Origin of the sequence: Xanthomonas sp. NCPPB 1062, assembly GCF_041481705.2 — a bacterium.
Taxonomy (GTDB): domain Bacteria; phylum Pseudomonadota; class Gammaproteobacteria; order Xanthomonadales; family Xanthomonadaceae; genus Xanthomonas; species Xanthomonas euvesicatoria.
This window is the reverse complement of record NZ_CM192987.1, coordinates 1,956,006-1,965,290: the sequence shown is the minus strand read 5'-3', so window position 1 is coordinate 1,965,290 and position 9,285 is coordinate 1,956,006. Positions and strand designations below refer to the sequence as shown.

Annotated in this window: 14 protein-coding genes; all 14 read right to left on the bottom strand. The window is 64.1% G+C overall.

The genetic code is table 11. The features are described from left to right. Positions 1-17: 17 nt before the first annotated feature. Positions 18-518 (bottom strand): phage tail tube protein, encoded by a 501-nt coding sequence (locus tag ACCQ16_RS08810; RefSeq protein WP_372380303.1) that lies wholly within the window; start codon positions 516-518, stop codon positions 18-20. A 54-nt stretch (positions 519-572) separates the two neighbouring features. Further along, positions 573-926, bottom strand: a complete 354-nt coding sequence (gp17, locus tag ACCQ16_RS08805) for a tail completion protein gp17 (protein ID WP_372380302.1) — start codon at positions 924-926, stop codon at positions 573-575. Continuing rightward, entirely contained in the window at positions 926-1,414 is a 489-nt protein-coding gene (locus ACCQ16_RS08800; protein ID WP_372380301.1) for a hypothetical protein, read from the bottom strand. The genes gp17 and ACCQ16_RS08800 overlap by 1 nt, the downstream gene beginning before the upstream one ends. Positions 1,415-1,416: 2 nt before the next feature. Then, positions 1,417-1,770 carry a phage head closure protein gene (locus ACCQ16_RS08795; protein ID WP_372380300.1) on the bottom strand — a complete coding sequence of 118 codons (354 nt, stop codon included), beginning with the start codon at positions 1,768-1,770 and terminating at the stop codon, positions 1,417-1,419. A 2-nt stretch (positions 1,771-1,772) separates the two neighbouring features. Further along, positions 1,773-2,111, bottom strand: coding sequence for a head-tail connector protein (locus ACCQ16_RS08790; protein WP_372380299.1), 339 nt, complete (start codon positions 2,109-2,111; stop codon positions 1,773-1,775). Between the two features lie 3 nt (positions 2,112-2,114). Next, a complete protein-coding gene (locus ACCQ16_RS08785; protein WP_372380298.1) occupies positions 2,115-2,318 on the bottom strand; it encodes a hypothetical protein in 204 nt (67 codons plus the stop codon). Between the two features lie 43 nt (positions 2,319-2,361). Beyond that, on the bottom strand, positions 2,362-3,546 hold the full coding sequence (locus ACCQ16_RS08780; protein WP_372380297.1) for a phage major capsid protein: 1,185 nt from the start codon (positions 3,544-3,546) through the stop codon (positions 2,362-2,364). Positions 3,547-3,558: 12 nt separating this feature from the next. After that, positions 3,559-4,419: a head maturation protease, ClpP-related gene (locus ACCQ16_RS08775; RefSeq protein ID WP_372380296.1), complete on the bottom strand. Its 861-nt coding sequence runs from the start codon at positions 4,417-4,419 to the stop codon at positions 3,559-3,561. 9 nt (positions 4,420-4,428) lie between these two features. Continuing rightward, positions 4,429-5,721, bottom strand: coding sequence for a phage portal protein (locus tag ACCQ16_RS08770; RefSeq protein ID WP_372380295.1), 1,293 nt, complete (start codon positions 5,719-5,721; stop codon positions 4,429-4,431). Beyond that, complete coding sequence (locus ACCQ16_RS08765; protein WP_372380294.1) at positions 5,718-7,430, bottom strand: terminase large subunit; 1,713 nt, start codon at positions 7,428-7,430, stop codon at positions 5,718-5,720. The genes ACCQ16_RS08770 and ACCQ16_RS08765 overlap by 4 nt, the downstream gene beginning before the upstream one ends. 85 nt (positions 7,431-7,515) lie before the next feature. Continuing rightward, the gene (locus tag ACCQ16_RS08760) at positions 7,516-7,932 is read right to left on the bottom strand and encodes a P27 family phage terminase small subunit (RefSeq protein ID WP_184385321.1); all 417 of its coding nucleotides are present in this window, start codon (positions 7,930-7,932) and stop codon (positions 7,516-7,518) included. Positions 7,933-8,101: 169 nt separating this feature from the next. After that, the gene (locus ACCQ16_RS08755; protein ID WP_372380293.1) at positions 8,102-8,458 is read right to left on the bottom strand and encodes an HNH endonuclease; all 357 of its coding nucleotides are present in this window, start codon (positions 8,456-8,458) and stop codon (positions 8,102-8,104) included. Then, positions 8,458-8,784, bottom strand: a complete 327-nt coding sequence (locus ACCQ16_RS08750) for a hypothetical protein (protein ID WP_372380292.1) — start codon at positions 8,782-8,784, stop codon at positions 8,458-8,460. The genes ACCQ16_RS08755 and ACCQ16_RS08750 overlap by 1 nt, the downstream gene beginning before the upstream one ends. Beyond that, a complete protein-coding gene (locus ACCQ16_RS08745; RefSeq protein ID WP_372380291.1) occupies positions 8,781-9,254 on the bottom strand; it encodes a lysis system spanin subunit in 474 nt (157 codons plus the stop codon). The genes ACCQ16_RS08750 and ACCQ16_RS08745 overlap by 4 nt, the downstream gene beginning before the upstream one ends. Positions 9,255-9,285: the final 31 nt, after the last annotated feature.

Below are 9,285 nucleotides of genomic sequence, written 5' to 3'. Positions count from 1 at the left end.
GGCCCTGCAGGTTGGGATCAGGCCGCCAGCGGCTTGCCGTAACGGGTCACACCACCACTGCGCTGCACGGTGACCGTGCCGCGCACGATTTCGTTGGTCGCGATGTCGATGTTCACGTCGGCCACGTAGCCCTTGAACGCGAACCCGGAGCGAGCGCTGGCCATCGGCGGCACCAGCGCGTCGTCGACGCTCAGGGTCGGGGCGGCAGTGCCATCGCTCAGGCCGATGTACCAATCCACCACCTTGCCGCTGTCCTTCAGCGCGAACAGAGCATCGTGCGATGCGTTGCTCGGGATGTAGTTGAACGGCATGGACACCTGCCCCGGGTTGCCGAGGCCGCGCTGATAGGTGCGGTCCGTGGTCGCATCGAGGCAGGTGTCTTCGATCTGGTCGGCGGCACCGCCCAGGCCGGACGCACCTGTGGGGCATGCGAACTTGGTGATGGCCGGGCCGCCAGCGGCGTCCGGATCGACGAAAAACAGGTGCGTGCCCTGGGTCTTTACGACGCCCTCGGTCATGGCTGAATCCTCATGTGTGCCGCGCGAGGGCGGCTGTGTAGAAGCGACCAGGCGTCAGCGCTGGTCGATGAAATCGGCCTCAAGGCCGATGCGGTAGAGCCTCGTTTCCGAGTCCCGGTTATTGATGACCACGCGATTGGCGATCAGCACTGCGTCCAGCGCAGCGCGTACGACCAGGGCAAGCTCTTCAATGCCAGCGTCTGTCGCGTGGTAACAGTCGATCTGCACGCTGGTCGCGTCGCCCTTTGGCGCTTCGCTCAGCGTGTCGTACGGCAGGCCGGTGACGATCTGCCAGACGATGTAGGGTCGCTGCTCGTCCTGCGGCACCTCGCCGTGTCGGCCGATGCGATCGTCGACGATGGCGGCGACCGCAGGCGTGTGGATGGTTCGATAGACCTTGGGCAGCATCAGCGCACCACCCTGCCCTTGGCCAGCTTCTTCGTCAGCCGATCCAGTCGCGTCAGCAGATCCTCGGTGACGATGTCGATCACCTGCGAACCGCGTCGCTGCACGGCCGGACGCAGCCATGGCCGAGCCGGCTGGAGGGCCGAGCCGTATTCCATCAGCTGCGCGGCACGGCGCGTGCTGGTGCGGGAACCCTTGGCATTGACGAAGGACACGCGGCGCACGCGCACAAGCTGGCGCTCACCCTTGGTGCCGGTCGGCGCCTTGCCGCGGCTGGCGATCACCGCCTTCACTGTGGTGCCCGTGCTGTCGTCGCCCTCGGCGGTGATCTGGCGTTGCAGGTTCTCCTTGGCCCGGTCACGCAAGAACCGCGCGCCCTTGGCCAGGGCCAGCTTCACCGGCCCGCCGCGCTTGCTCACCACTTCGGCAGGTAGCGACTGCAGCAAGCCGACGACATCGCCGATGCCGTCCAGCTTGATATCGACCTTCATGCCTACTGCCCGTCGTTGGTGCCGGTCGAAACCGGCAGCGTCAGATACTCCAGGCCACTCTCGCGATCGGCGAGTGCACCCTGGATGTTGTAGATCTCGGCATCGGCGCCGTTGCGCACGTGCACCGCGCGCATGCTGGCCAGAATGCCGGCGCGGTATCGAATGGTGATGCGAGTCGAGACTTCACCCTGGCCGGCGCCGGCGGCGATGAACTCGCGCGCGGACAGCGGCTCGATCGCCGCAGCGAGCGTGCCGGCATGCACCGGCTGCCAGGTGGTCACCAACACGCCGTCGTCGTCGCGCTCGGTAACCTGCCGTTCGATGCGGATTCGGTGGCGGAGCTTGCCGGCGGCCATGCTCATACGCCGAGGCCGACCCTGTGCGGCCAGAGCAGGGCATGCGCACCCAGTGGGAGCTGGTTTGCGGTCTCGCTGGTTACGGCCTCGCGGTTCCGGAATAGGTGCCCAGCGATCAAAAGCACTGCTGCGTTCACTGAGGGGTTGGTGACGATCGGGTCGTCTCCCGCGGTGCCATCGAGGACGGCCGCCGCCAGCGCATCCGCGTCGGGATAGGCACGTCGGTTGAGGAAGTCTTGGGCGGCCTGCTCAGCAGCGTCAACGTAGACCGCTAGCAACGCGTCGTCGGCGCTATCGGCCCGGCAGTGCTGCCGGACCTGCTCAATGGTCAACAGATGCACGGCTCAGGCCCTCTTCTTCTTCACGGTTTTCCCGGGGGCTGGTGCGCTGCCCGCATCTTCAGAAGGCGGGGCGGTATCCAGCGCAACTTCTGCGCCTTCTGCCACCTTGCTGGCCCGGCCTTCGTCGACGAACTTCTGCGCGAGGCTGGAATCAAGCCGCGCGGTCAGTCCAGCACGCGGGTCAGGCTCCTCGAACTTGATGAGCATGTCGTTCTCCTAGAGAGGGGCCAGCCGGAGCCGCCCCCGTTTATCAGGCGACGTTGCCGAAGTCGCCGTAGATGAATGCCTCGGGGCGATACACGGCCAGGGCCAGGCGCTCTTCGGCCAGGATGGTGACCATGTTCTTCACGAAGTCGTCTTCGTTCTCTGTAGCCACTTCGACGCGGGCCTGCCAGCGATCGAAGACCTGCGCGCCCAGGCGGAAAGCGCCGGTGAGGAACTTATCCTCAGCAATGGCGGCGGTGGCGACCACCGGCAGGTTCCACAACGTGGCGCCGATGGTGCCCTGCGGGTTTCCGATGATGTAGCGGCCCGTGGTGTCCTTCAGCAGCTCGATGCGAGCCCAGTCGATCGGGTTCATGACGATGCCGCTGGCCGGGAACTCCGCCAATTGCGCCTGCAGCATCGCCAAGCGCACTTTGTCGATGATGGTGGCATCGGTAACGGTGAGAGGCGCGGCGTAGGCCGATGCCTGCGGGATGATACCCAGTAGATTCTGGCCAGTGCCGTCGCCGCTGAGCAGCTGCTGCTCTTCCTTGAAGGCCAGGCCGTAGCGCAGGCGGCCGTCGATGTAGCTGGCCAGCTGCGATGCATCGCTCAGAATCTGGCGCGACGCTTTAATGTAGTGGGCGATGACCTTCGCAGTCGTGTTCACCAGGTCGAACTTCAGATTGGACTCGGGCTTCTTCGCGGTCTCCGCGACCATCCCGGCGTTGTTGGTGAAGCCCGTTTCCTTCACATATTCCAGCGCGTTGCCGTCCATCCGGCCAGGGGTGATCAAGTCACGCACCGTCAGGCGGCGATCTGGGGGCGCGATCACACCGGGCACCCGAGTGGTTTGCACCACGTCGCCGGCCGAGCCATCGGCGTCGGTCGTGAGCGAGGTGATGGCGGCCTGGAAGGTCATATCCACGCGTCCGCGCGGCGAGCTCTTCGCGGCGAACGCCTTGAACTCTTCACTGCCAATGAACTGCTGGCCGTAGGTCTGGTGCTGAACATCTCCGCCGGCGCCGTTGGCTTCGATCTTGGCGATCTGCTGCTCGGCATTTTGCAGGTTGGCCTGCAACTCGCCTTGCTTCAGCAGCAATTCGTCGACCTTGGCGCGAGTGTCTTCGGCCATCTTGGAGCTGGCCTTGATTTCGGAATTGGCCTTCTCGGCCATTGCCTTCACGTCATCGCCGATGCGCTTGAGTTCGGCCTGGATTTCGTTCGTCATTACTGTGTTCCTTTATGCAGAGAGGGAAAAATCACGGAGTGCGGACAGCGCCGCAGGTGTAGCGGCGTTGCTGCCGCGTTCGGTGGGATCTCCCTCACCGCCGCCAGCGGGATCACCCGCGCTGGACTTGAACTCGCTGATGAGACGCACTGCCTCACTTTTAGGCATGCCGCCAGCACGCAGCGCCGACTCGATCCGTCGCACGGCCGATGCGCTCGCTTTCGCCGCACCTCGCTCGACCTGGTCACTGGCCAGCAGCTCGTCAGCGAAGCCATCTTCGATCGCTGCTTCGCCGCCGATCCAGGTCTCTGCATCCATGAGCTTGGCCATGGCTTTCCGGTCTTGGCCGGTCCGGGCGGCGTAGATACTGGCCATGGCGTCGTCGAAAGGCTTGAGCGTGTCAGCCACCTCGATCAGGTCGTTACGATTGCCGACCGCCATGACCCATGCGTTGTGGATCATCAGGAAGCCAGCGCGCGCGATCTGCACGGTGTCGCCAGCCATCGCGATGATGGAAGCTGCGGATGCGGCCAGGCCAAGGACCTTCACCGTGATCTCGCCCTCGTGCTCGCGCAGCAGGTTGTAGATGGCCAAACCCTCGAACATGTCGCCGCCGGGGGAGTTCACATTGACCGTGACCGGTCCCTTGCCCATCGCGCGCAGCGCGCCAGCGACACGCCTGGCCGTGACGCCCTCGCCCGTCCAGTAGTCCTGGCCGATGACGTCATAGACGCTGATGGTCCGCTCCTCATCGGATTCGGCTGCGGCGCGCACGCCCGCATTCCAGCGATCCATAGCGCGCGGCTGGATCTGGCTGCTGACTGCGGCGCAGGGCCGACCCTCCGGAGCACCCGGCAGCGTCTTTATCGTCATCTCTGTTCCTCAGTCCCGCGCGGTGGCGGGTTCTTCAATGCCCAGTAGGGCGCGGAGCGAGGCGCGGACCTGCTGCGCCTGCTGATCGTTCTGTCCCAGCGCGTCGAGCGGCAACATGGCCGATTGCACGGTCAGAACCGCAGCATTGCCGCCCATCGGCTCCCGGTCCTCTAACTCGCGCACCTCGTCGCGGGTCAGGATGCCGTTGTTCACCATGGCGGCGTAGAAGGCAGCACGGCCGGCGCTGTCCGCGCGCAGAAGGCCTTCGACCGCGAATTTCGCGTAATAGCGCGTGCGCTCGCCGGCGCTCAGCAGATCCTTGCTGATGGCCTGTTCGATACGGCGGAGCCAAGGACCAAGCGTGAAGGTGAGGAAGCCGATCATCTGCTGCTCGATGCCACTGCCCCAGCTCGTGCTCTTCTCGGTGTGGCCGACCATCCATGGCGGAACACGGAACCAGCGGCAGATCGATTCCACCGAGAACGCCCGCGACTCCAACAGCTGGGCGTCGCTCGGCTTGATCCCCAGACTCCCCGCCTCGGTGCCTCCCTCTAGCAGCGGTGTTTCGCCTCGCTCGATCGTGCCCATCAGGTTTTTCTTGAACTCGTCGCGCTGGTCCGGCTTCAGGAAAGTGGCGACCTTGTAGTAGACGGTTTGCAGCAGGCCATTCTTGAAGGTGCGGGCTGCGGCCCTGTCAGCGGCGATTGCCGCGCCGAACACCTTGGCGCCATAGCTGATCACCGAGACCTCGTTCAGGCCGTCGAGCGTGAAGCCGGGAATGATCCAGATGCGCTCGCGCGGGATAACGCGGCGAGACCCGTCAGGCCGCGGATACACAAAGATCTTGCGGCCCTGGATGTCGCGGTTCACCACCAGCTTGTCGGGGTCCAGGAACGACAGGCCGATCAGGCGAGTGCCGGCGTAGAGCTTCTCGGCATGCGCAGCGCCGCGCAGCAACATGGCGGCCACCATCGCCTCCCAGAAAACAGAGGCCGTCGAATCTGCGTTTGGCTGCTCATGGATGACGAAGTGGAGAGGGTGTTGGCCAGCAACGCGTTTACCGCCCGATGTTCGTTCGAACATCGATAGCGGGAGCGTTGCGATTGTTTCGGAGATCAGTCGGACACAGGACCAGGCTGCATCCACCTGCAAAACTGTCTTGGGGGTTACCTCTGCACCTGTCTCTGATTCCGTCTGCCGGGCGACATAGAGCTCCTTGTCCTTGGGCGAAAACGAACGCACCCAGCCGTCGACAGCTGCAGCAATCCGCCGCATCACGCCGGTCTTCGGTTGGTTCTTCATCGCGTTCCAGTCCTCACCGGGTTGCTTAGCCAGTTATTGAAATCGACCTCTTCGTTACCTTCACTGGCGAACGCCAGACCTACTGCCATCAGCAGAGCTGTCATGTCATCGATCTTCTCTGCCGAGCGCTTCTTATCCGGCGCCATATTCAAGTTCTGATCGGTACGCGCTACGAGGTTCGAGGCGCACCAGGTGAGCACTGGGTCGCCGTCGTGCACCAGACGCCCGCCGATGTATGCGCGCTCTAGCTCCTGCATGGCCGGGTGATAAGACTTCGTGCCCTGAATGAATTCCACAAGCGGCACCTCTGCAGCCACCAGACGGCTGACCATCTCTGTCGCATTCCATCTATCGAACGCGATCGACTGCACATTGAACCGTTCCACCACCTCCAGCACCGCCTGCTCAATCGTGGCGTAGTCGGTCACCTCTCCGTCGGTCTGCTCCATGAGCCCGCTCGCGACCCAGCCCGCATATGGCACCGTGCCGCGCTCAGTGCGCTGCGCAACCGCAGCAGCAGGAACCCAGCGTCTACCCCAGGTATAGAGCTGATCGCCCACCCGCCACACCAGCCGCAGGGACGTCAGATCTCGCGTACTCGCCAAGTCGAGCCCGCCCCAACACGGCACATCCCGCAAGGCCTCCAAGTCCACAACGCCAGCACACGCGTTCCACTTCGGCAGCGCCACCCAGCTGTTGGCCGAAGCCGCTGGCCGGTTGACGCGCTTGATCTCGAACTCGGCCAGCTTCGACGGCATCCGCTTGGCTTCTACCGCCTCTTTGCGGATGGCTGCCAACAGGTGCGGATTGGAGTCGATCAGCGGATTCGCTTTGATCCACTTCGACTCGTCGAACGTGTCGTCTGCCTTAGCGCCTGTTGCCTTGTCCTCCTCGTCGATCGCGAAGAACAGCGCGAGGTAGTGGTCGGCCTCGTGTCCGAACACGCCGGCCAGCAGCTGCTTCACGAACTGCCGGATCTCCGCCCAGGGCCCGGGGTTGGTGTAGCCCTCGGTGGTGGTGAAGAGCCAGAGCGGGTTTTGCCGCGCGCCGGCAGCCGACTGCAGCACGTTGAGCAGGTCCGGCGTCTTATGCGCGTGGATCTCATCCAGACCGACATGCGACGGGTTGAGCCCGTCTTGCGTGCTGGCCTTCGCGTGGATTGGCTTAAAGCTCGCGCCGATCTCCATCCGCGTGATCGACTTCGCCCAGGTCTCCAGACCATAGGCCTCGCGCAGGTCGTGCGTTTTCTCCACCATCCGCTTGGCGACGTTGAAGATGATTGACGCCTGCGGGAATGTCGTTGCCGCCGAGATGACCTGCGCGCCCTCCTCGTTCTCGCAGCACTGGCAGTACAGCAGGATTGCCGACGCCAGCGTCGATTTCGCATTCTTGCGCGCCACCGCGAACAGCGCGGACGTGAAGCGCCTGGATCCGTCAGGCTTTCGGAACCCGAACAGCTGCACGACGAAGAACACGTGCGATCGGTGCATCCGGATCTCTGGCGTCTCCCACTTGCCTTCGACGTGTGGCAGCAGCTCAATGAACCCGCATGCATGGCATGCATGCTCCGGCGAGAACCGGAAGGGTGCGCCGCGCTTCTTCGCGCGTGCCAAGTCATCGATAAACCGCTTCGCGGCCTGCCGGATCAACTTGCCGAACCGCAGCCCCTTCTTGTCGGCGATCGCTTCCTGCGCGTACGCAATGGCCACGCCGACATAGTCGGAAGGATCCAGCTTGCGGGCGCGGGGCGCGGCCCCGCCCTGCTTCTTCGCTGGCGCCTTCTTGGCAGCCGGCTTACTTGCTCGGCGCGGCGAGCGCGGCGAACTTGTTGCCGGGCTTCTTGCTGTCGCCACCCGAACTCACCTTGCGCCTGCTGGCGGGAGTCATGCCGAACTCGGACATCAGCGCCTTGAACGCTGTGTCCTCGGCGGCCGTTATGTCCATCCCCGCCTTCTGCTTCATCACCATGCGTTGCCAGGCGTAGCAGAGTTGCTGGAGTGCGTAGAGGTCGACTACCTGCAGCACCTTCGCCGCGACCAACTGCGGGCCGAGATCACGCCACATGGCGGCGCCATCGGCGTTCAGATGCTGAGGCGCGTCGGGAAAATCATCGATCAGGTCGAACTCGGGAACGTCCGGCACCTCGCGGTCCGGCCGGGCCGTCCCGGCGATCACCTTGAGGGCCGGAGCTGTCGGCTTCCGTCCTCTCATTTTTCAAATCCTAATTTTGACCGTGCGAAAATTTGGCTGAGCGGCCGGTGTCCGATCTGGTTGCCTTGAGGTTTTTCCCTTCCCCCCCGGGTGTCGCTGCATTCCGTTCAGTTTCACGTTCATGAACGGCGTTCAAGCTTTTCTTCAACATATCCATTCAGCTTCGCGTTCAGAATTCAGTTTCACGCGGTCGGCCGCGTCGCGGATGCGAACGGTTCGCGCCGCGCGCCGCTTCGGCCTTGGTCTTGGCGATGTGGCAGTCAACGCAGATCGCCTGCAGGTTGTTGTCTGCGCCCGTGCCGCCTTCTGCTTGGGGGACGATGTGGTCGACCTCCTCGGCAGCCGTGACGCGGCCAGCAGCGCGGCATGGGACGCAGAGGTATTGGTCGCGCTTCATGATCGCGTCGCGCTTGCGGCGCCACGGGCGGCCACCGCGTCCTTGCCCGTAGTTCTCGGGCTGCGCCTGGGCCACGTGGACCGGCGCGACCTGCTGCAGCGGCTTATGCCGCGACGGAAAGCCAGGCATCAGTCGAGGCTCATGGATTGGTCACGCTCGCCGCCAGACAGCTCGCCATCGAGCGTGCGGGCAGGCTCTTCCGCCTCCTCCACATCGTCGGCCAGCGCATCGAGCAGCGCATCCAGCTTCTGCTCGATGCGATCCAGCTGTGCCGGATTGGTGGCCATTCGCACACCAGGCGGTAGCACGACGGCAGTCGCCGGGCTATCTAAACCACGCTGCAGGCTTTCCCTCAGAATCTCGTACTCTTCGCGTGACAGATGCCGGTCGATCTCGAACAAGACCTTACCGTCGGGCAGGCTACCCAGCAGGGTGATTTGAATTTGCTCGCTCATTGATCCACCTGGATTCGGTCGGCCAGCACTACGGCTTGGCAGGCACTGAGCTGGTCATCGGCGTCACGGCCGACTCGAACAACAGCGCCTGCAAACTCTTCTCGGCGCTGGGTTGCCGCATCACGTTCGCGGGTGCCGGCGGCAGTTTCGGCGAGGCGCTGGGTTTCACAGCTGGCCCAACCGTCCCGCAGCTTGAGAGCACCGTTGCGCAGGTCAGCCACAACAGCATCAGGGACGGCCTGGGCCGCCTGCCGGTCTTCTTCATGCTTGGCTCCAATGTCGGCCAGCACCTCGGCCTGTTTGTGTTCGGTGGCGCGCGCGGCCTGCTCAACCTGTAAGGCCTGCTTACCAGTTGCCGCCTCACCGGTGGCGACTGCCGTCTCGGCACGGTCGCCGCGCCAGCTCCAGCCGGCCCAGAAGCTGATAGCCAGCAGCCCGACGGCGATAGCGATTTTCAGTTGTGTGGGCATGCTTGGCCGCTCCGGTAATCCACGATCCCAT

Bases quoted from the DNA above. Each gene is read 5' to 3' on its own strand.
- ACCQ16_RS08810 (WP_372380303.1), bottom strand. From the start codon at position 518: ATGACCGAGGGCGTCGTAAAGACCCAGGGCACGCACCTGTTTTTCGTC.
- gp17 (WP_372380302.1), bottom strand. From the start codon at position 926: ATGCTGCCCAAGGTCTATCGAACCATCCACACGCCTGCGGTCGCCGCC.
- ACCQ16_RS08800 (WP_372380301.1), bottom strand. From the start codon at position 1,414: ATGAAGGTCGATATCAAGCTGGACGGCATCGGCGATGTCGTCGGCTTG.
- ACCQ16_RS08795 (WP_372380300.1), bottom strand. From the start codon at position 1,770: ATGGCCGCCGGCAAGCTCCGCCACCGAATCCGCATCGAACGGCAGGTT.
- ACCQ16_RS08785 (WP_372380298.1), bottom strand. From the start codon at position 2,318: ATGCTCATCAAGTTCGAGGAGCCTGACCCGCGTGCTGGACTGACCGCG.
- ACCQ16_RS08780 (WP_372380297.1), bottom strand. From the start codon at position 3,546: ATGACGAACGAAATCCAGGCCGAACTCAAGCGCATCGGCGATGACGTG.
- ACCQ16_RS08775 (WP_372380296.1), bottom strand. From the start codon at position 4,419: ATGACGATAAAGACGCTGCCGGGTGCTCCGGAGGGTCGGCCCTGCGCC.
- ACCQ16_RS08770 (WP_372380295.1), bottom strand. From the start codon at position 5,721: ATGAAGAACCAACCGAAGACCGGCGTGATGCGGCGGATTGCTGCAGCT.
- ACCQ16_RS08760 (WP_184385321.1), bottom strand. From the start codon at position 7,932: ATGAGAGGACGGAAGCCGACAGCTCCGGCCCTCAAGGTGATCGCCGGG.
- ACCQ16_RS08755 (WP_372380293.1), bottom strand. From the start codon at position 8,458: ATGCCTGGCTTTCCGTCGCGGCATAAGCCGCTGCAGCAGGTCGCGCCG.
- ACCQ16_RS08750 (WP_372380292.1), bottom strand. From the start codon at position 8,784: ATGAGCGAGCAAATTCAAATCACCCTGCTGGGTAGCCTGCCCGACGGT.
- ACCQ16_RS08745 (WP_372380291.1), bottom strand. From the start codon at position 9,254: ATGCCCACACAACTGAAAATCGCTATCGCCGTCGGGCTGCTGGCTATC.